This is a genomic window from Mesorhizobium sp. LNHC229A00 (genome assembly GCF_000502415.1).
Taxonomy (GTDB): Bacteria; Pseudomonadota; Alphaproteobacteria; order Rhizobiales; family Rhizobiaceae; genus Mesorhizobium.
Genome location: NZ_AYWQ01000002.1, coordinates 202,254 through 221,338 on the forward strand (window position 1 = coordinate 202,254; position 19,085 = coordinate 221,338).

The window sequence follows — 19,085 nt, forward strand, 5'->3', positions numbered from 1 at the left end:
TCACGCCAACCCGACAGCGCATGGCGAACAGGCTAGCGAATTCCTCCGGCATTTGGACTTCGGTTTATGCGTGAAGCCCGTTTTTGTCCAGACGGGTGAAGGCACAAGGGCAGATTGTCGCGGGGACAAAATCCCCTAGTATCCGGCGGGACGGCGAATGGCTGCAACAGGCGGCTAAACAACCGGGAAATATCAGCAAAATCCCAGGCTCCAGCTTGCCTCGACACAGGGCGCCGGTGTGATCTATCCTCCTTCGCATGGCGCACGTCATCGATCGCGAGCAATGGGCTGTTCGTTCCGACCACTGGAAGGGCGAACTGCAGTGCGGTGCCTACGGCTCAAACTCCTGCCTGATCTTCAATCACTTGCCCGACGTCGGCGGCGGCCCGCCGCTGCACGCCCATCCCTATGCGGAGATCTTCATCATCCGCCAGGGAACCGGCCTCTTCACGGTCGGCGACCAGGAAATCGAGGCTTCGGCGGGACAGATCCTGATCGTGCCGCCCAACACGCCGCACAAATTCACCAATCTCGGTCCGGGTCCGCTGGAAACGACCGATATTCACGAAAACGGCAGCTTCATCACCGAGTGGCTGGAGTGATTCCTGAAAACTGAATTACGCGGCGCCGAGCCTGACCAGCACGGCTTTCGGAATATTGTATTCCCGGATGACGGCGTCATGCTTGCGAAGGCCGCACAGTTCGCGCTGGATGAAATAGGCGTGAACGGCCACGGCAGCATCCTTGAGCAGACGGTGGCGCAACTCATCGTCCCCGTTGTCGCGCAACCGGGCCAAGGTTTCTTCCACGCGCTGTCCGGCGCGGCCGAGCGCCGCCGCCTTCTCGGCCAGTACTTCATGGCCGAGTGCGTCGAAGGCCGCGTCGGCAGCCGACGTGCCGGCAAGATGGGATGGCGGACGCAAGGACATTTCAGTTCCCTTTCCCGAACACCATGCGATGGGTGACGAATTCTTCGTCCTCCACGCGCTGAAAACCAAGCCGTTCATAGAAACCGAAAGCTTCCGGCGGCGCGCGGGTGTTCAACACGGTGAAATACCGGCGGGCTCGGTCGATCACGGTCTCGACCAGCGTTCGGCCAAGGCCGGCGCGACGGTGACGCCCGCTGACGAACAGGTGGCGGACCCGGCCGTGGTCCCTGCCCTCGAAATAGGGATCGATATTCAACCCGCAGACACCGGCGAGCTCCGCGCCGTGCCATGCTCCGAACAGCGCCTCGCCCCGCTTCAGGAACTTGTTGCGGCCGCTTGCCCAGCCATCGCCCAGGCGCACCAGCATCCAGTAACCTTCCAGCCGGCTCTCGTCCTTCAGCATGTCGAAAGCCGGCGTGACTGGCCGGAGCCGCTTGATCCCATAGTCGATCTTTGCCGATCCACCCATGCGCCTACTCCGCCGGCCGCGTCTCTTCCAGCACGCTCTCATCGTGATAGAGGAAGCCGCCGGACTGGCGCTTCCACAGCCGGGCATAGAGCCCGTCTAGCGCCACCAGTTCGTCATGCGTGCCTTGCTCGACGATGCGGCCGCCGTCGAGCACCACCAGGCGGTCAAGTGCCGCGATCGTCGACAGCCGGTGCGCTATCGCGATCACGGTCTTGTTCTCCATCAGCCGTGTCAGATTCTCCTGGATCGCCGCCTCGATGTCGGAATCGAGCGCCGACGTCGCCTCGTCGAGGATCAGGATAGGCGCGTCCTTGAGGAAGACGCGGGCAATCGCCACGCGCTGGCGCTGGCCGCCCGACAGTTTCACGCCGCGCTCGCCGACGAAGGCTTCGTAGCCCTGGCGGTCCCTATTGTCGCGCAAGGTCAAGATGAATTCGTGGGCCTCGGCTTTTTTCGCCGCCGCGATGACCTGCGCGTTGGTTGCGTCGGGCATGCCGAGCTTGATGTTGTCGCGCAGCGAACGGTGGAACAGGGCCGTGTCCTGGCTGACGACGCCGATATTGGCGCGCAGCGAATCCTGCCTTACACCTGAGACGTCCTGACCGTCGATGGTGATCTGGCCGCTTTCGAGATCGTAGAGGCGCAGGATAAGGTTGGCCAGCGTCGTCTTGCCGGCGCCCGAAGGCCCGACCAGCCCGACCTTCTCGCCCGGCTTGACGACAAGGTTGATGCCGTTCAGCACCCCAAACCCCTTGCCGTAGTGGAAGTCGACATTTTTAACGTCGATGCGCCCGCCCGCCACGTCCAGTTCCTTTGCGTCCGGTGCATCCGTCAGGCCGAGCGGCTGCGAGATCAGCGCCTTGGAGTTCTCCAGCACGCCGAGATTCCGCAAGATACTGTTCATCTGCATCATCAGCCGGCCGAGCAGCATGTTGAGCCGCAGCACCAGGCTGAGCGTGAAGGCGACCGCCCCGACCGTGATCGAGCCCTCGACCCAGAGATAAACTGCAAAGCAGCCGATCGCCGAGATCATGATGCCCGACAGCGTCGTCAGCGCCATGCGCACGCCGGTCAGTCTTCGCGTGAAGGGCCGCAATGCGTCGAGATAGATGTCGAAGCCGTTCCTGATGTAACGATCGTCGCCGTCAGCCGCGAACAGTTTCAGCGTCTGCACGTTGGAGTAGGAATCGACAATGCGGCCATTGATCATGGAGCCCGCCTCCGCCGTCGCTTCGGCGTGCTTGCGGATTGCCGGCAAATAGAGTTTCGCCAGAAAGCCGAAGGCGGTGATCCAGACCACCACGAGTGCCGCCAGCCTGAGGTCAAGCCGGGCGACCAGCGCCAGCGTCGTCACGGTATAGACGACCATGAACCAGACGACCTCGATGAAGCTTTCCATCAGGTCGCCCGTCGCCTGCCCGGCCTGCCAGACTTTCGTCGCGATGCGGCCGGCAAAATCGTTCTGGAAGAAGGCGTAGGACTGGCGCGAGACGTGCCGGTGCGCCTGCCAGCGCACCAGATTGTAGAAGCCGGGCGTGATCGTCTGTTCGTCGACCAGCGCCGACAAGGCGACGACCACCGTGCGGATGACCAGCACCACCGCGACCATGAACACCAGTTCGGGGCCGGCGGCGGTCCACAGCGCGTGCCAGCTCCGTTCGCCGGGCAATTGGTCGAGAATATCGACCAGCCGTCCGACGAAATAGAACAGGCCGGCCTCGACCAGCGGTGCGATGCCGCCGATGACCAGCATGGCGAAGAAGGCGAACTTCGCTTGCCCAACATAGTGCCAGAGGAAGCCCGTGACGCTGGCCGGTGGCCGAAGATTCGCCGGCTCCCTGAACGGGTAGACCCAGGTCTCGAACCAGCGGTAGACGGCTGTCATCATGCGGCGGCGATCATTCTGCGGCTTGCCCCTTTGCTATTGTGTCATTGGCGGCTTCGACTGGGACGTCATCGAGCAGGAATCCACCCGACTGGCGCTGCCAGAGCTGCGCGTAGAGTCCGCCTCTGGCGACCAGTTCCTCGTGCGAGCCCTCCTCGATGACGCGACCCTGGTCCATCACGACGAGCCTGTCCATCGCCGCGATGGTCGACAGCCGGTGCGCGATGGCGATGACGGTCTTGCCTTGCATGAGCTTGTAGAGGTTCTCCTGGATGGCGGCTTCCGCCTCGGAATCGAGCGCCGACGTCGCCTCGTCAAGGATAAGTATGGGCGCGTCCTTCAACATAACGCGAGCAATGGCGATGCGTTGCCGTTGACCGCCGGACAGTTTGACGCCGCGGTCGCCCACATAGGCGTCGAACCCCTTGCGTCCATGATGGTCCGAAAGTCCTGATATGAAATCCATCGCCTCGGCCCGCCGCGCCGCCTCGAGCAGCATCTCGTCGGTGGCATCGGGCCGGCCATAGAGAATATTTTCGCGCACCGAACGATGCAGCAGCGAGGTATCCTGCGTGACCATCCCGATCTGCGCGCGCAGCGAATCCTGTTTCACGCCGGCGATCTCCTGGCCGTCGATCAGGATCCGGCCGCTTTCCAGGTCGTAGAAGCGCAGGAGGAGATTGACCAGCGTCGACTTGCCGGCGCCCGAACGGCCGACAATGCCGACCTTCTCGCCCGGCTTGACCACCAGCGACAGGTTTTCGATGACGCCCTTCTGCTTGCCGTAATGGAAGCGGATATCCTCGAAGCGGATATCGCCATTGGAAACGATGATCTCCTTGGCATCCGGCCTGTCCTCGACAAGGCGCGGCAACGAAATCGAGGCAATGCCGTCCTGCACCGTGCCGATATTCTCGAACAGGCTCGACATTTCCCACATGATCCACTGCGACATGCCCCACATCCGGAGCACCAGACCGATGACCACGGCGACCGCACCGATCGTCACCACTTGCCCCATCCACAGCCACAACGAGATGGCGGTGACCGAGAACAGCAGCAGCGCGTTCAGTATGTAGAGCGAGCCGAACAGCAACGTCACCAGCCGCATCGACCGGTAGACCGTATCGAGGAAGCCCATCATGCCTTCCCTGGCGAAGGCGGCCTCGCGGCGTGAATGGGAAAACAGCTTGACCGTCTGGATGTTGGTGTAGCTGTCGACGACGCGGCCGGTCATGGTCGAGCGCGCATTCGCCTGCTCCTCCCCGACCTTGCCCAGTCGCGGGATGAAGAAGCGCAGCAACAGGATATATCCGACCATCCAGACGCCAAGCGGCGCCGCCAGCCGCCAGTCGGCCGAACCGACAATCAACAGCATGCCGAGGAAATAGACGACGACGTAGTTCAGGACGTCGATCACCTTGATGACGCATTCGCGCACGGCAAGCGCGGTCTGCATCAGCTTGGTGGCGATGCGGCCGGCGAACTCGTCCTGGTAGAAGCTCATCGATTGCTTGAGCAGGTAGCGGTGCACCTGCCAGCGGATGCGCATGGGGTAATTGCCCATCAGCGTCTGCTGGTTGAGCAGCGAATGCAGCCAAACCGTGCCGGGCAGCGCAAACAATACGATGAAGGCCATGCCGGCGAGCTTCCAGCCTTCCGTCTGCAGGAAGGTCTCGCGGTTCTGCCCCGACAGCCAGTCGACGATGCGGCCGAGGAAGCCGAACATCCACACTTCCGCGATGGCGATGGCCGCGACCAGCACCGCATCGACAAGAATATAGGGCCATGCCCCGCGCGTATAATGCAGGCAGAAGGCAACCAGCGTCCTGGGCGGCTCGACCGGTTCCGCTACCGGAAACGGATCGAGCCTTCTTTCAAACCAACTAAACAACAACATAGGTCATGCCTGTGAAATCTGTTTTCCGCTTACGCGGCTTGGCGGTGTACGAAGTCCTCGGACCGCATGGCATCGAGGGCCGACGCTCCGGAATCATCCGGAGCGTCGGCCCTGCTTCGCGCTATATAGGAGTTCGCCGGCTTTTCGCCGACAGGCATNGGAATCATCCGGAGCGTCGGCCCTGCTTCGCGCTATATAGGAGTTCGCCGGCTTTTCGCCGACAGGCATCTTTGTCGATCCTGACGACACGACGCCACCGGTCCGGTTTTTCGCGCCCGGCCGGATCAGCCGGATGATCCGGCGCACCAGCGACGGACGGCTCGGATCGGGTACCGCGCGCGAGAAATCAACGTCCGGCAGCATGCCGCGATGTGGACGCCGGCGTACTTCGGCATGAACCGCCGACGAATAGGTGTCGCCGATCAACAGCGCCCAGGTCGGCAGCCGGTGAATATGCAGGCTCCTCGAGCCGGGTATTCTATAGGGATCGAACATCGGTCCGTCCTCCGTGTTGAAATAGAGATAAAAAGGATGATCGACATCGTGCCGCGGGATCGGCGGCGGATCAGTCGGAACGCGTTGGGACGGGGCCATCGGCCCCTTCGGCAGCTTGAAAAACATCGCAGGATTCCTTCGAAGACCCGGGTAAGGTTTCGGCGGAAAATCGGTGCGGAAGTGTCTAAAAGATCAGGAGAAACGTCGTACCGAAACCGCCAGGGCNTCGGCGGCGGATCAGTCGGAACGCGTTGGGACGGGGCCATCGGCCCCTTCGGCAGCTTGAAAAACATCGCGAGATTCCTTCGAAGACCAGGGTATGGTTTCGGCGGAAAATCGGTGCGGAAGTGTCTAAAAGATCAGGAGAAACGTCGTACCGAAACCGCCAGGGCGCAAATAAGCCCACAGGTGGGGCGCTGGATGTACATGGCCATCATGAATTACCCCTCCATCGGTTCGGGTTGACAATGTTGTTCGTATACCCGACTTCCAAAAAAATGGCCACCCGCAGGTCCAGGAATTTCCAAAACCAGGAAGCTGCTGTGGCCGATCTGCCACTTATTAGAAGGACGCGGAAGTGAACCCTGGTCTCCGCATCGCGCTCTACCAACCTGACATTGCCGGCAATACCGGGACAATCCTGCGCTTCGCCGCTTGCCTCGGCCTCGACGTCGACATCATCGAGCCGGCCGGCTTTCCGCTCTCCGACAAAGCGCTCAAGCGCGCCGGCATGGACTACCTCGTAATGGCTGCCCTGACCCGGCATGTCGACTGGCACGCCTTCGAGGAGTGGCGCAAGGCCCGCGCGGATCGGCTGGTGTTGCTGTCGACCAAGGCTGCGACCCCCTACACCGACTTTAGCTTCACCAAGCGCGACATCCTCCTGTTCGGCCGCGAATCCGCGGGCGTGCCGGATCCAGTCCATCAAGCGGCGGATGCGCGCCTGACCATCCCGATGCAGCCCGGCGCGCGCAGCATCAACGTCGCCCTTTCCGTGGCCATGGTGGCGGGCGAAGCCGTCCGGCAACTCCGATAGGGGATCGCCGGCAGCGCCGTCCGCGGTGATTTTTGCCCAGGCGCACATCCGCCTTCTCCTTGGTTTGCACAGTCAGGCTTTCTTGGCTACAAGCTCAACTTAACTTGAGGTCAAGCGGAAAGTTCAAAAATGCCGCCGGTAACGGAATTGACGGTCGGCCAGGTGGCCGCGCGCAGCGGCGTGGCTGTGTCGGCACTGCATTTCTACGAGGCCCGCGGTCTGATCCGCAGCCATCGCACGGCAGGCAACCAGCGGCGCTACGGCCGTGACGTGCTGCGCCGGGTGGCCATAATCCGGATTGCGCAGGAGGTCGGCATCTCGCTCGCGGAAATCGGTGCCGCGCTTGAATCATTACCTGAAGGCCGCACGCCGACGCGCGAGGATTGGAATCTGCTTTCAACGGCTTGGCGCGATAGCCTCGATCAGAAAATCAGCCAGCTAAAGAAGCTGCGCGACGGCCTGACCGACTGCATAGGCTGCGGCTGCATGTCGATCGACAAATGCCCGCTTCGCAATAAGGGGGATCGGCTGGCAAGGGAGGGAACGGGCGCGAGGCGCCTGTTGGTCGAGCGCTAATCCGCAGCCGGCAGCCGCCTTATCGTGAACTCGATCAGATCGCCCGGGCGTTCGAACCAGCTTTCGATTTCGGTCCAGTAGGCCTGCTTGGGGAAGCGCTCGAACCATTCCTTGGCCTTGAGACGGGCGTCCGAGCGCGGCAGGACGAAGGTCTCGCGCAAAAAGCCGTCGCGCGGCATGCGTGCGCGCTCGGCCCGGCTTTGATCGAGCCTTTTCTTCAGGCCATCCAGCGGCGGTCTTGCCGGGGTGCGCACGAACCAACTCCTTGCACCTGGCGCATGACCCCGAAATCGGAATCGGGTTTCGGAAAGGATCATGCGCGAAACCAAAGTGACTTGACCCTGTCCCTTAAGAGATTAGGGATCGCGCCCGGAAAAGACGAGTCTTTTGTCGACTCACCGCCCCGCAACCGGAGACGGCACTTGGAACGACCTGAAATACCGGCGGGGCTGCCCGCCGACATCGAAGAAAAGAAGATGAAGGCCCGGCTTTGGTTCGAGGCGCTGCGCGAGCGCATCTGTGGCGCTTTCGAGCATATCGAGCAGGATCTCGGCGGGCCGCTGGCTTCGTGGTCACCGGGCCGTTTCGAAAAGACGCCCTGGGAGCGCGATCACGGCAAGGGCGGCGGCGGCACCATGTCGATGATGCACGGCCGCGTCTTCGAGAAGGTCGGCGTCCACACTTCGACCGTTTATGGCGAGTTCTCGCCCGAGTTCAGGAAGCAGATGCCCGGCGCCGAGGAAGACCCGCGCTTCTGGGCATCGGGCATTTCACTGATCGCGCACCCATGGAACCCCAACGTTCCGGCCGTGCATATGAACACCCGCATGGTGGTGACCTCGCGCCAGTGGTTCGGCGGCGGCGCCGACCTGACGCCGGTGCTCGACCGCCGCCGCACGCAGGACGATCCCGACACGATAGCCTTCCAGCGTGCCATGCAATTCGCTTGCGAAAAGAATGCCGCCGTCGCCGACTATCCGACATTCAAGGCCTGGTGCGACGAGTACTTCTTCCTGCCGCACCGCAACGAGCCGCGCGGCACAGGCGGCATCTTCTTCGACTACCTGCATCCGGAAGAAGAGAAGGGTGGCTGGAATGCCAATTTCAACTTCGTCCAGGATGTCGGGCGTTCTTTTCTCGTGGTCTACGGTCACCTCGTGCGCGCCAACTTCAACGAGAACTGGACCGATGGCGACCGCGACGAACAGCTCGTTCGACGCGGCCGCTATGTCGAATTCAACCTTCTTCACGATCGCGGCACCATCTTCGGGCTCAAGACCGGCGGCAATGTCGCCTCGATCCTGTCCAGCCTGCCGCCCGAGGTGCGTTGGCCATAAAAAAATTGTGAGCGCGATGTGAGGCCGCATTGATGTCCCATTGTTCGAATCTGGGCGCGGAATGTGACACAATGAATATCTTTTTCGTCTAATATCCATCTGAAAAAACTGGGTTATTTGTCGCATTCGGGTCGGGAAGCGCCGGTGGTTTGCCTGAGGGCAATTCCAGGAAAATGCGGTTTTCCCTTCGGAATTGCGTCGGAACAGGCGAACCGCGACTCGACGCGACCGGACGGCCCGAAGACGATGCGGATCATCTTCGTCAAAGGATGGCCGCTTTCCCAGGAGTATATCAGCATGAGAAAGATCATTGTTTCCGCTGCCGCGGCTGCCCTTCTTGCTTCCGGTTCGGTGGCGTTCGCCGCCGTCAAGCACACCACCGGAACGGTCAAGAGCTTCGATGCGACGGCCAAGAGCCTGGTTCTCGACAATGGATCGTCTTTTACGCTTCCCCAAACCTTCAAGGATCCTGGCCTGAAGGTCGGCGAGAAGGTCAGAATTTCTTGGGACATGAGCGGCAAGGACAAAGTTGCCGAGGCAGTCAAGATCGTGAAGTGACGGCCTGCCCGCTGGGCTAGCGTAAGAGGGCGGAGCAGTGCTGCTCCGCCTTTTCACCGTTGACCGCAACCAATATCCCACCATCTGTGTTATGGTTTTCACCCCGCCCATGATCGGAAAAGTCGGATCATGGGCCAAAAAAGTACCGGGGCCTCGCAGGCTCCACGGAGGAAAAGGAGAAATCCGATGAAGGAATTTCACTGCGGGTCGCTGGTTCCCGGCTGTGAGTGGCATACCCGTGCCGGTGAGGAGGCCGAAGTGATGCGCCGTGCCGTCGAGCATATGCGCGAGACACATGGCGAAACGACCATCCGCGAGACGATGATCGAGGCTATCCGCTCCCGAATTGAGAAGGCCCGCGACGCGGCGTAGGGCGCGCGCGCGGGCTGTCGATATCAGCAAAAGAACCGCGGTGGCACGCGGGTAACGCGCGTCGTACCTGGCTTATTTCGACACATGCGGCCCGCGCCTCAAAAAATCATATTTGCTTCAGCTAAATAAACTGTGCGGTAACCGAACCCGTGCGATCGTCAGATTGATATCCAGACTACAGGGGCTGCCAGAGAAGCCCGTCGCCGTCAGGCACTGGTCCGGACTCGATAGGGCGAGGTGTTTCGCGGATGCGCGAAAAGTCCGGCAATCGCGCGAGTTTGTGCGCAACGGCGCTCCTGCCGTGGGCGCTCCTCGGCGCGCCACAGGCGGTTGCCCAGGAAATGACGACATCGTTCATCGACATCCACCAAGGCTCGCCGCTCAGCGACAAGGCAAGAGGCCTGAGTGACGGCGGATATGAGTTGCAGTCCGGAAGCCGGGTATCGTTCAACCGGTGGTATCAAACAAACTGGGTCGACACGCATGTGGACCTAATGACGCAGATCACGGAGGACACCGGTATCCTTTGGGGGTTCGGCACCGGGGAACAAGGCGAGAAGTATCGGATCGAGCCCAGCCTCAAGCTTGGTTTCCTCACACAGATACATCCGAGTGCGAACAGCATACTGTCCCTGTCGTTCACCACTACTTTCGGCGGTAAGCTCACCGAAAAGCCCTGCCAGGCCGATTATGGCGATCTGGGCACCTACGGCGTCAATTGCCGGCTCGCCGCCGGCGAGATGGCGCCCGAGGAAACCTTGAAATTTCTGGTTAACGCTAAACCGGAGAGCCAGCATCTCTGGCTGAATTACCGTGTTACTTTCTGATCGCGAGGGCGAGGCACGAGATGTGGCGTTGCCTTCGGAGACTCGCGGTCGTCCATCCTAGCTTCTGTTTGAACCGGGGTAAGATCATGTCAAATGCACGTTGGAAGTTCGGTATCGCCACGGCCCTCGCCATTCTGCCGGCTTCCATGGCGGCGGCTCAAGAAGCTGGCGGTCCGGATCCGCTATCCGCGCTCTGCAGGGGCGGTCAGTCGAACGCTTCCATATGCTTGAGCGCAACCTTGCCGGCGGCCACATTGCAGACCTTGCAGAGTTGGATGAGCCCGGATGTCGGAGCCGCATGGCGTGCGGGTTACAAGGGCCAAGGCGTCACCATCACGATCGTGGACGATTTCTCCAGCACATCGAAGTTCAGCGGCAATTTCGGCATCGGCACGCAGACCCAGCGCCACGGCGAATGGACCCGCGAAGAAGCCAGCATGGTTGCGCCCTTGGCAACCATCAGATCGAAAGACTTTTCCACCAGTTCATCGGTCGCGCTGTCGCCGGGCCTGAACGTGCTCAATCNGGCAACCATCAGATCGAAAGACTTTTCCACCAGTTCATCGGTCGCGCTGTCGCCGGGCCTGAACGTGCTCAATCTGAGCTATGGCATGTACGCCAACGCGGGTTATAGCCCCAACCAGATCGGATGGAGCGCCGAGGAAGCCTCCATCATCTCCTATGCCACCAGGGGAACGGCCGTGGTTTCGAAGGCTGCCGGCAACGACGCGGTTGCCGTGGGCGGCGTCACCAGCGGCCAGCAGGATTACCTTGACCTTGCCCTGGTCGGAAAGGCATCCGCGATTTTCGTCGGCGCGCTCAACAGCAACGGCACGCCGTCGAACAAGGCCAGCATGGCCTGGTACTCCAACATCGCCGGCTCCAACCAGGCTGTGCAGAGCCATTTCCTGGTCGTGGGTGTCACCGGGGACAAGACCGGCCTTTACGGCACCTCTTTCGCCGCGCCGATCGTTGCCGGCTACGCTGCCATCGTGGGCAGCAAGTTCACCAAGGCAACGCCGACTCAGATCACCAACCAGTTGTTGAATACGGCCCGTACCGACACGCTGGCCAACTATAGCGCCTCGGTCTATGGCAAGGGCGAGGCAAGCCTTTCGCGTGCCCTCGCTCCGCTGTCGATCAAGTAGCGGCACGGCCCGCCGGGCAACACCGGCGACGAAGACCAGCAGTTCTGGCCTACGTTTCAAGTGCCTCCGCGGCGCGCTTGATCAGTGCGTCGCGATCGGGCGTAAAACTCGCATCGACCCATTCCGCTTCCAGGTTCTTGAGGATTTCGCCGAGCTTCGGCCCTGGCGTTGCGCCGAGCGCGGTCAGATCGGCGCCTCGCAAGGGAAATTCGGGCTTTTTCCATTTGAGCACAAAGGAAAGCAGGCGCGAAAAACCGCCAGCTTCTAGCAGCGCTTCATTGTCCTCGACGGCCCGCACCCGCGCCGCGGCAAGCGCAAGCCGCAGGCGGTCGACAAATCCTTGGCGGTCACCGCGATAGAGCCTCTTCGCCAATTCGCCCTCGGTCGTCTTCGGCTCGACTGCCGTTGCCATCGACCAATGGCGCAGGCGATCCGCTTCAGCGGTCGAGAATTTCAGCCGCTCCGCAAGCGCCTTCATGCGGGCCGTATCCGGCGGCACCATCGCCTCCAGCCGCAGCATCGGATCCACTACCCAGCCGAGGTCCTTCTCGGCCCTGGTCAATCCGTGGATCGCATCGATGCCCCATTTGTCGCTTTCCGACAGCGCGGCGGTCAAGACACCAGCCTGCCGCATCCAGAGCAGCGCCCGCGAGGGATCGGGTGCGGACAAAAGCTTTTTCAGTTCGGACCAGATGCGCTCCGCCGAGAGTTGGGCGAGGCCTTCCTTCAGCCGGGCGCAGGCCTTCAGCCCCTCGGCGTCGGGCCGGCCTTCGCCATACCAGGCGAAGAAGCGGAAGAAGCGCAGGATGCGCAGATAATCCTCGCGGATGCGCGCCTCCGGGTCGCCGATGAAGCGCAGCCGGTGTGCCTCGATGTCGGCGATGCCGCCGACAAGGTCGACAACGCGGCCATCGGCCTCCGCGTAAAGCGCGTTGATGGTGAAGTCGCGCCGCTCGGCGTCGAGCTTCCAGTCGCGCCCGAACGACACCTTGGCGCGACGGCCATCGGTCTCGACATCGGCGCGCAAGGTGGTGATTTCATAGGGTTTACCATCGGCAACCACGGTGATGGTGCCATGCTCGATACCGGTCGGCACCGCTTTGAACCCTTCCGCCTCGGCGCGGCGGATGGTTTCCCGCGGCAGGCAAGAGGTTGCTATGTCGATGTCGGTGACAGGCTGGCCCATCAGCACGTTGCGTACGGCGCCGCCGGCGATGCGCGCCTCTTCACCGCCTTCGGTGAGCGCGCCAAGCAGGCGCTGCAGATGCTTGTCGAAGAGCCAGTCCGCCCTGCCCGCGATCGAAACACTCACGCATAGAGCCTTTCATACAGCGTACGGATGATCCCGGCGGTGACACCCCAGATGCGCCGGTCGCCATAGGGCATGTCATAGAAGAACCATTCGAGATCGTTCCACATGCGGCTGTCGCGCTTGTGGTTGGCCGCGTCCATCAGGAAGCGCAGCGGCACTTCAAAGGCGGCGTCGACCTCATCGGCGTTCAGGGTGAGCTGGAAATGTGGGCGCACGATGCCAAGCACCGGCGCGATGCGATAGCCGCTGCCGGCGACGTAATCGGGCATCCGGCCGATGATCTCGATGCGATCCTTGCCAAGGCCGATCTCCTCGAAGGTCTCGCGCAGCGCCGCCGCCTCCGGGCTTGCGTCGGTCGCATCGATCGTGCCGCCCGGGAAAGCCACTTGCCCGGAATGATTGCGGAGTTTTTCGGCTCGTTTGGTCAGCAGAACCGTCGCCTCGCCGTCATGGTCGACCACCGGAACCAGCACGGCAGCGTTGCGCAGCGGCTTGCCAGGGTTAAGGCGCGGATGGCCGGGATTGAAGCGGTGATCGCCATAGTCGCCCCCGGCATGCGCCTCCGGCTGCGCGGCAAAGCGCGCGCGAAAATCCGCCGACGAAAACGGCGCCGGAGAGACCTGGTCCATCATGCGCTCAACCGCTTCAACTGATCGGCCGGCATGATCGGAAACACGGCGTTCTTGGAGCGCACCGAAAACATCGTCCTGCCGTCGATTTCGATCTCCTCGCCATGCCCGACCAACTCGTACATGACCGGCCGCGCCACAAGCGCCTCCAGCCTGCCGCGCACCAGCACATAGGGCTTCAAACCGCCGGTCCCGTTCTCGTCGACGAAGCGCAGCGGCCGCTCCGGTCCGGCCTCGATCACGTCGCCGACATTGGTGCGAAAGGTGATGACCTGATCCTCGCCTTCGCCCGAAACATCGATCTCGACGGCGACGAAAGGCGCATCGGCGACGCGGATGCCGACTTTTTCTACCGGCGTCACCAGATAGGTCCTGCCGTCGGCGTCCTTGCGCAGCACGGAGGAGAAAAGCTGCACCAGCGGCATCCGGCCGATCGGCGTGCCCAGGTAAAACCAGGTGCCGTCGGCCTTGATTTCCATGTCGAGATCGCCGCAAAAGTCGGGATTCCAGCGCTCGACCGGCGCCGCGCCCTTGCCGGCGCGGGCCGCGCGCGAGATCAACGCCTCGAGGCCCCGAGCCTCGGTGGCCTGCGTAAGGCTTTGTTGGCGATGTTCGTGGTGTTCGCTCATCGTCACGAAATAGTCACTGTTGTTCCGCTTGTCAGCCTAAGTCTGTGATTTAAGTTCAACCATAGGCGCCCCGCGAGGCCGAATCGCGGCAGCCTATGGTATGGTGCGGGCCAGCATTTCCAAACCATGGCATTTCCAACCGAAGGGATCGATGCGGCATGAGCGTGATGGTCAAGGAAAGCCCGATCAGCGAAACGGACATGGTCGCCGAGGCCGAGAAGGCGCTTGCCGACATCTCCAGGATCCGCGACGGGGTTGGCCGGGTGATCTTTGGCCAGGAGAACGTCGTCGAGCGTACGCTGGTGGCGCTGCTGGCCGGCGGCCATGCGCTTCTGGTCGGTGTGCCGGGCCTCGCCAAGACCAAGCTGGTGGAGACGCTGGGCGTCGTGCTCGGGCTCGATTCGCGCCGCATCCAGTTCACGCCCGACCTGATGCCGTCCGACATCCTCGGCTCCGAGGTCATGGAGCAGGACGAGACCGGCAAGCGCTCGTTCCGCTTCATTTCCGGGCCGATCTTCGCCCAGCTGCTGATGGCGGACGAGATCAACCGCGCCTCGCCCCGCACGCAGTCGGCGCTGCTGCAGGCGATGCAGGAATATCATGTCACCATTGCCGGCGCGCGCTACGACCTGCCTTCCCCCTTCCATGTGCTTGCGACGCAGAACCCGCTGGAGCAGGAAGGCACCTACCCGCTGCCCGAAGCCCAGCTCGACCGCTTCCTGATGCAGGTCGACATCCTCTACCCCGAAATCGAGGCGGAGCGCCGTATCCTGCTGGAAACCACCGGCGTCGAGGACGCGAAAGCCCAGAACGTGCTGCAGCCAGCGCGGCTGAAGGAGATCCAGACGCTGATCCGCCGCATGCCGGTACCCGAAAGCGTCGTCGAGGCGATCCTTACCCTGGTGCGCTCGGCGCGTCCGGGCCAGGGCAATGCCGACACAGACAAGCATGTCGCCTGGGGCCCGGGCCCGCGCGCCAGCCAGGCCCTGATGCTGTGCACCAGGGCCCGCGCGCTCTACGACGGACGACTGGCCCCCTCGGTCGACGATGTCAGGGCGCTGGCCGAACCGGTGCTGCAGCATCGCATGGCGCTGACCTTCGCCGCCCGCGCGGAGGGCACCAGCGTGCGCGACGTGGTGGCAAAGCTTGTGAAAGGCATTTGATGGCGCCTATCGGCGAAGTCCAGGCCCCGGCAGCGACGCGCGATGCGCTCGCCCGAGGCCGGTTGCGGGCTTCGCTGGTTCCCGACCTGCTGGTCGAGGCACGCCGTATCGTCAACACCGTGATCGCCGGCTGGCATGGCCGCCGCAAGCGCGGCATCGGCGAGAATTTCTGGCAGTTCCGGCCCTATGTCGAAGGCGACGCCTCGCGCATCGACTGGCGCCGCTCGGCCCGCGACGACCACACCTATGTGCGCGACCGCGAATGGGAAGCCGCCCACACCGTCTGGCTGTGGGCCGACCCCTCGCCGTCCATGCTCTACAAATCGACGGGAGCCGGCGTTTCCAAGCAATCGCGCGCGCTGGTGCTGACCTTGGCCATGGCCGAGCTTTTGTCACGCAGCGGCGAACGCATCGCCTGGCCTGATCTGACCGATCCATTCACCGCCCGCAACGGCGCCGAGCGCATCGCCGCCCAGCTCATGCATGCCGGCGAACTGCCGGCAAAACCCGATCTCTCCGACATCAGGCGCTTCTGCGACATCGTCATCGCCAGCGATTTCCTCGACCCTGTCGAGGAAACCATGGCCTGGCTCGACGTGCTCGCCCGCCATGGCGTGCGCGCCCATCTGATCGAAGTCGCCGACCCTGCCGAGGAAACCTTCCCCTATGCCGGCCGCACCGAGTTCACCGATCCCGAGACCGGCGACAAGCTGACCGCCGGCCGCGCCGAGATGTTGGCCGATGAATACCGCCTGCTCTATACCGCTCGCCGCCAGGAGCTGGCCGGCTGGTGCAAGCGGCTTGGCTGGAGCTTTACCGTCAACCACACCGACCGACTCGCGTCCGACGCGTTGGTGCGCCTGCACATGGCGATGACCGCCGATGGCGGGCATACCGGGATGATTGCCGGCGATCAGCCCAGGCTGATCGCCAAGGGCGATCAGCCTGGAAAGGCGGTCGCATGAGCTGGCTGCCGCTCTCCTTCGGCGCCCCCATGGTGCTGTGGGGCCTGCTGGCGCTGCCGGTGATCTGGTGGCTGCTGAGGCTCACCCCGCCAAAGCCGCGGACCGAGGTGTTCCCGCCGCTCAAGATCCTGGCCCGTGTGCTCAGGCGTGAGGAAACCCCGCGGCGCAGCCCCTGGTGGCTGACGCTGCTCAGGCTGCTGATGGCCGCCCTCGTCGTCGCGGCATTGGCCGAACCGGTGTTCAACCCGCGCGAAAAGCTGCCGGCCGAGGGTGCCGCCCTTGCCCTGGTCATCGACAATGATTGGGCAAGCGCCGCCGACTGGAACAAGCGCGTCGCCACCGCCGAGCGGCTGATCAACGACGCCGGCTCGAACGGCGTGCCTGTTGTCGTCGCCTTCACCGCCGAAAAGCCCAATGCCGAGATCGGCCCCTTCGATGCCGCCGCCGCGCTCGACCGGCTGCGCGCCGCCAAGCCGCGGCCGATCCCCACCGACCGGCCCGCCGTCTATGCCCGCGTCGCCGGCATGCTGGAAACCATGCCCGGCGCCAGCGTCGCCGTGCTGGCCGATGGCCTAGCGGCAAAGGGCGACGAGGCCGCCTTCAACACGCTGTTGTCGAAAAATGCCGCCCGCATCGTCTGGGCGGTGGCCGACCGGCTGTCGCTGACTGGCCTGACATTAGCCGAAAACCAGGTTGATGGCTTTGGTTTGACCGCTATCCGCGCGCCCGGCGATCCCGCCCCGGCGCAGGTCACCGCCGGCGCATTCGACGACAAGGGCCGCCGCATCGCCGATGCGACCCTGACCTTCGCGCCGGGCGAAGCCACGGCCACCGGCACCATGGCGGTGCCGTTCGAATTGCGCAACGACTTCGCCTCGATCGCGCTCGATGGCGAACGGCATGCGGGTGCCGTGCGCGTGCTCGACGAAAGCTCCAAACGCCGCCGCGTCGGGCTGTTGTCGCAAGCCGAAGCCGACCAGGCGCAGCCACTTCTGTCGCCGCTCTACTACATCAAGCGCGCGCTGCAGCCCTTCGCCGATCTGGTCGAGCCCTCCAGCGCCGATCTCGCCGACGCCATCCCGCAGATCCTCGACCAGAAGCCGGCGATGATCGTCATGGCCGATATCGGCACCATTCCCGCACAGGTCCGGCAAAGACTGGTCGACTGGGTCGACAATGGCGGCACGCTCGTGCGTTTCGCCGGCTCGCGGCTGGCCGCCGCCGGCAATGACGACGATTTGCTGCCGGTCCGCCTGCGCACCGGCGAGCGTTCGCTCGGCGGCGCGCTGTCATGGACCTCGCCGCAGCCAGTCACCGAATTTCCCAAGGCCGGCCCCTTCGCCGACCTGGCGCCGCCGACCGAGGTCACGGTGACCAGGCAGGTGCTGGCCGAACCGACACCCGACATCGTTGAGCGCACCTGGGCGGCCCTTGCCGACGGCACGCCACTGGTGACCGGGCTGAAGAAGGGCAAGGGCACGCTGGTGCTGTTCCATGTCACGCCCGAGGCGACGTGGTCGAACCTGCCGATCTCGGGCAGCTTCGTGGAGATGCTGCGCCGCATCGTGCAATTGTCGCGCAACCAGGGCGCGGCGATCGCCAATGCCGAAGCCGCCGCGACGTCGCTGGCACCCTATCGGATGATCGCGGCCGACGGCTCGCTGGTGCCGCCGACACCGGATGCAAGGCCGCTGGTGCCGGGCGCGGGACCACTGCCGGTCACCTTCGAGAACCCGCCTGGCCTCTATGGCTCGGAGACCGGCGTCTTCGCCCACAATCTGCTCGACGCCTCAAGCACCTTCGCCCCGCTGGCGCGCCCGCAAGTGACGGTGCCTGTTACCACCGTCCAGTACGCCTTCGATGAATCGCGCAACCTGAAGGGCGCGCTGGTCGCGGCGGCTCTGTTGCTGATGCTGCTCGACACGCTGGCGGTGTTGTGGATGGGCGGCCTGTTTTCGCGCCGGCCGCGCCGTGCCGGTGCGGCCGCGACCACGGCCGCCGTGCTGATCGCGCTTGGCGCATTGTTCGGCCATGCCGATATCGCGCGCGCCGATGATGCCAAGCCGGGCGATCAGGTTGCTATCGAGGCGATTTCAAAAACCCGCATCGCCTATGTGCTGACCGGCGTCCCGGGTGTCGATTCGATCAGCCGCGCCGGGCTCGAGGGTCTGACCCGCTTCCTTATCGAGAAGACGGCACTCGAACCGGGCGCACCGGCCGGCGTCGACATTTCGAAGGACGAACTGTCCTTCTATCCCCTGATCTATTGGCCCGTCGATCCGGCGGCACCGATGCCGAGCCCGGCCGCGATCGCCCGCATCGACGCCTATATGCAGCAGGGCGGCACCGTGCTGTTCGACACCCGCGACCAGTTCGCCAACGGCATCGGCGCCGATTCCACCAGCCCGGCGACCGAGCGGCTGCGCGACATCCTCGGCAACCTCAACGTGCCGCCACTGGAGCCGGTGCCGTCGGACCATGTGCTGACCAAATCCTTCTTCATCCTGCCCGAGTTTCCCGGCCGCTTCGCCGGCAGCCCGCTCTGGGTCGAGGCATCGCTCGATGCCAGCAATGCCGACAACCGGCCGGTGCGCACCGGCGACGGCGTATCGCCGATCATGATCACCGCCAATGATTTCGCCGGTGCCTGGGCGGTCGACGAGAATGGCGACCCGCTGCTGCCGACCATACCGAACGATCCGATGCAGCGGGTCTACGCGCTGCGCGCCGGCGTCAACATCATGATGTACATGCTGACCGGCAACTACAAATCCGACCAGGTGCATGTTCCCATCCTGCTCGAACGGCTGGGGCAGTAGGATGACGTTCTTGCCCCCCACGGCGGTCAACTCTCT

Annotated in this window: 20 protein-coding genes; 11 read left to right on the forward strand and 9 right to left on the reverse strand. The window is 63.4% G+C overall.

What is annotated here, in order from left to right; translation table 11 throughout:
- Nucleotides 1-257 precede the first annotated feature (257 nt).
- A complete protein-coding gene (locus X742_RS165380; RefSeq protein WP_023770292.1) occupies nucleotides 258-602 on the forward strand; it encodes a cupin domain-containing protein in 345 nt (114 codons plus the stop codon).
- 15 nt (nucleotides 603-617) lie between these two features.
- Here the strand turns inward: X742_RS165380 and X742_RS165375 are convergent, their stop codons facing one another.
- The 5 genes from X742_RS165375 to X742_RS0135850 form a co-directional block, all read right to left on the reverse strand.
- Entirely contained in the window at nucleotides 618-929 is a 312-nt protein-coding gene (locus tag X742_RS165375; protein WP_023770293.1) for a DUF6665 family protein, read from the reverse strand.
- A 1-nt stretch (nucleotide 930) separates the two neighbouring features.
- Complete coding sequence (locus tag X742_RS165370) at nucleotides 931-1,398, reverse strand: GNAT family N-acetyltransferase (RefSeq protein ID WP_023770294.1); 468 nt, start codon at nucleotides 1,396-1,398, stop codon at nucleotides 931-933.
- A 4-nt stretch (nucleotides 1,399-1,402) separates the two neighbouring features.
- Nucleotides 1,403-3,286, reverse strand: coding sequence for an ABC transporter ATP-binding protein (locus X742_RS165365; protein WP_023770295.1), 1,884 nt, complete (start codon nucleotides 3,284-3,286; stop codon nucleotides 1,403-1,405).
- Between the two features lie 10 nt (nucleotides 3,287-3,296).
- Complete coding sequence (locus tag X742_RS165360; RefSeq protein WP_031247651.1) at nucleotides 3,297-5,183, reverse strand: ABC transporter ATP-binding protein; 1,887 nt, start codon at nucleotides 5,181-5,183, stop codon at nucleotides 3,297-3,299.
- A gap of 93 nt (nucleotides 5,184-5,276) precedes the next feature.
- Entirely contained in the window at nucleotides 5,277-5,804 is a 528-nt protein-coding gene (locus X742_RS0135850) for a hypothetical protein (RefSeq protein WP_245275483.1), read from the reverse strand.
- A 451-nt stretch (nucleotides 5,805-6,255) separates the two neighbouring features.
- Between X742_RS0135850 and X742_RS165355 the strand changes: the two genes are divergently transcribed.
- Together X742_RS165355 and soxR are read left to right on the forward strand one after the other, a co-directional pair.
- Nucleotides 6,256-6,714 carry a tRNA (cytidine(34)-2'-O)-methyltransferase gene (locus tag X742_RS165355; RefSeq protein WP_023770297.1) on the forward strand — a complete coding sequence of 153 codons (459 nt, stop codon included), beginning with the start codon at nucleotides 6,256-6,258 and terminating at the stop codon, nucleotides 6,712-6,714.
- 129 nt (nucleotides 6,715-6,843) lie between these two features.
- Nucleotides 6,844-7,290: a redox-sensitive transcriptional activator SoxR gene (gene soxR, locus X742_RS165350; protein WP_023770298.1), complete on the forward strand. Its 447-nt coding sequence runs from the start codon at nucleotides 6,844-6,846 to the stop codon at nucleotides 7,288-7,290.
- Here the strand turns inward: soxR and X742_RS165345 are convergent.
- A complete protein-coding gene (locus tag X742_RS165345; RefSeq protein WP_023770299.1) occupies nucleotides 7,287-7,544 on the reverse strand; it encodes a hypothetical protein in 258 nt (85 codons plus the stop codon). The genes soxR and X742_RS165345 overlap by 4 nt on opposite strands.
- Before the next feature lie 168 nt (nucleotides 7,545-7,712).
- On the opposite strand from X742_RS165345, the gene hemF reads away from it, so the two are divergent.
- The 5 genes from hemF (at nucleotide 7,713) to X742_RS1000000172040 (ending at nucleotide 11,532) form a co-directional block, all read left to right on the forward strand.
- Nucleotides 7,713-8,627: an oxygen-dependent coproporphyrinogen oxidase gene (gene hemF, locus X742_RS165340; RefSeq protein ID WP_023770300.1), complete on the forward strand. Its 915-nt coding sequence runs from the start codon at nucleotides 7,713-7,715 to the stop codon at nucleotides 8,625-8,627.
- Nucleotides 8,628-8,924: 297 nt separating this feature from the next.
- Complete coding sequence (locus X742_RS165335) at nucleotides 8,925-9,185, forward strand: DUF1344 domain-containing protein (RefSeq protein ID WP_023770301.1); 261 nt, start codon at nucleotides 8,925-8,927, stop codon at nucleotides 9,183-9,185.
- Nucleotides 9,186-9,371: 186 nt separating this feature from the next.
- The gene (locus X742_RS165330) at nucleotides 9,372-9,557 is read left to right on the forward strand and encodes a DUF1059 domain-containing protein (protein WP_023770302.1); all 186 of its coding nucleotides are present in this window, start codon (nucleotides 9,372-9,374) and stop codon (nucleotides 9,555-9,557) included.
- Between the two features lie 248 nt (nucleotides 9,558-9,805).
- Entirely contained in the window at nucleotides 9,806-10,384 is a 579-nt protein-coding gene (locus X742_RS165325) for a hypothetical protein (protein WP_031247653.1), read from the forward strand.
- An 86-nt stretch (nucleotides 10,385-10,470) separates the two neighbouring features.
- Nucleotides 10,471-11,532: a S8/S53 family peptidase gene (locus X742_RS1000000172040; RefSeq protein WP_023770304.1), complete on the forward strand. Its 1,062-nt coding sequence runs from the start codon at nucleotides 10,471-10,473 to the stop codon at nucleotides 11,530-11,532.
- A 49-nt stretch (nucleotides 11,533-11,581) separates the two neighbouring features.
- On the opposite strand, the gene X742_RS165320 is transcribed toward X742_RS1000000172040, so the two are convergent.
- From X742_RS165320 to X742_RS165310, 3 genes are read right to left on the reverse strand one after another with little or no spacing between them, the layout of a single operon-like run.
- Nucleotides 11,582-12,844 carry a CCA tRNA nucleotidyltransferase gene (locus X742_RS165320; protein WP_023770305.1) on the reverse strand — a complete coding sequence of 421 codons (1,263 nt, stop codon included), beginning with the start codon at nucleotides 12,842-12,844 and terminating at the stop codon, nucleotides 11,582-11,584.
- Complete coding sequence (locus tag X742_RS165315) at nucleotides 12,841-13,473, reverse strand: CoA pyrophosphatase (protein WP_023770306.1); 633 nt, start codon at nucleotides 13,471-13,473, stop codon at nucleotides 12,841-12,843. The genes X742_RS165320 and X742_RS165315 overlap by 4 nt, the downstream gene beginning before the upstream one ends.
- A complete protein-coding gene (locus X742_RS165310) occupies nucleotides 13,473-14,102 on the reverse strand; it encodes a DUF1285 domain-containing protein (RefSeq protein ID WP_023770307.1) in 630 nt (209 codons plus the stop codon). The genes X742_RS165315 and X742_RS165310 overlap by 1 nt, the downstream gene beginning before the upstream one ends.
- A 158-nt stretch (nucleotides 14,103-14,260) precedes the next feature.
- On the opposite strand from X742_RS165310, the gene X742_RS165305 reads away from it, so the two are divergent.
- Genes X742_RS165305 through X742_RS165295 form a run of 3 tightly spaced genes read left to right on the forward strand, consistent with a single transcriptional unit; the run spans nucleotide 14,261 to nucleotide 19,049 of the window.
- The gene (locus X742_RS165305; protein WP_023770308.1) at nucleotides 14,261-15,265 is read left to right on the forward strand and encodes a MoxR family ATPase; all 1,005 of its coding nucleotides are present in this window, start codon (nucleotides 14,261-14,263) and stop codon (nucleotides 15,263-15,265) included.
- Nucleotides 15,265-16,230, forward strand: coding sequence for a DUF58 domain-containing protein (locus X742_RS165300; RefSeq protein WP_023770309.1), 966 nt, complete (start codon nucleotides 15,265-15,267; stop codon nucleotides 16,228-16,230). Before X742_RS165305 ends, X742_RS165300 begins: the two co-directional genes overlap by 1 nt.
- A complete protein-coding gene (locus tag X742_RS165295; protein WP_023770310.1) occupies nucleotides 16,227-19,049 on the forward strand; it encodes a DUF4159 domain-containing protein in 2,823 nt (940 codons plus the stop codon). Before X742_RS165300 ends, X742_RS165295 begins: the two co-directional genes overlap by 4 nt.
- Nucleotides 19,050-19,085 lie beyond the last annotated feature (36 nt).

Bases quoted from the DNA above. Each gene is read 5' to 3' on its own strand.
- X742_RS165365 (WP_023770295.1), bottom strand. From the start codon at position 3,286: ATGATGACAGCCGTCTACCGCTGGTTCGAGACCTGGGTCTACCCGTTC.
- X742_RS165310 (WP_023770307.1), bottom strand. From the start codon at position 14,102: ATGAGCGAACACCACGAACATCGCCAACAAAGCCTTACGCAGGCCACC.
- X742_RS165375 (WP_023770293.1), bottom strand. From the start codon at position 929: ATGTCCTTGCGTCCGCCATCCCATCTTGCCGGCACGTCGGCTGCCGAC.
- X742_RS165335 (WP_023770301.1), top strand. From the start codon at position 8,925: ATGAGAAAGATCATTGTTTCCGCTGCCGCGGCTGCCCTTCTTGCTTCC.
- X742_RS165315 (WP_023770306.1), bottom strand. From the start codon at position 13,473: ATGGACCAGGTCTCTCCGGCGCCGTTTTCGTCGGCGGATTTTCGCGCG.
- X742_RS165370 (WP_023770294.1), bottom strand. From the start codon at position 1,398: ATGGGTGGATCGGCAAAGATCGACTATGGGATCAAGCGGCTCCGGCCA.
- X742_RS165360 (WP_031247651.1), bottom strand. From the start codon at position 5,183: ATGTTGTTGTTTAGTTGGTTTGAAAGAAGGCTCGATCCGTTTCCGGTA.
- X742_RS165325 (WP_031247653.1), top strand. From the start codon at position 9,806: ATGCGCGAAAAGTCCGGCAATCGCGCGAGTTTGTGCGCAACGGCGCTC.
- X742_RS165305 (WP_023770308.1), top strand. From the start codon at position 14,261: ATGAGCGTGATGGTCAAGGAAAGCCCGATCAGCGAAACGGACATGGTC.
- X742_RS165330 (WP_023770302.1), top strand. From the start codon at position 9,372: ATGAAGGAATTTCACTGCGGGTCGCTGGTTCCCGGCTGTGAGTGGCAT.
- X742_RS165300 (WP_023770309.1), top strand. From the start codon at position 15,265: ATGGCGCCTATCGGCGAAGTCCAGGCCCCGGCAGCGACGCGCGATGCG.
- soxR (WP_023770298.1), top strand. From the start codon at position 6,844: ATGCCGCCGGTAACGGAATTGACGGTCGGCCAGGTGGCCGCGCGCAGC.
- X742_RS165295 (WP_023770310.1), top strand. From the start codon at position 16,227: ATGAGCTGGCTGCCGCTCTCCTTCGGCGCCCCCATGGTGCTGTGGGGC.
- X742_RS165380 (WP_023770292.1), top strand. From the start codon at position 258: ATGGCGCACGTCATCGATCGCGAGCAATGGGCTGTTCGTTCCGACCAC.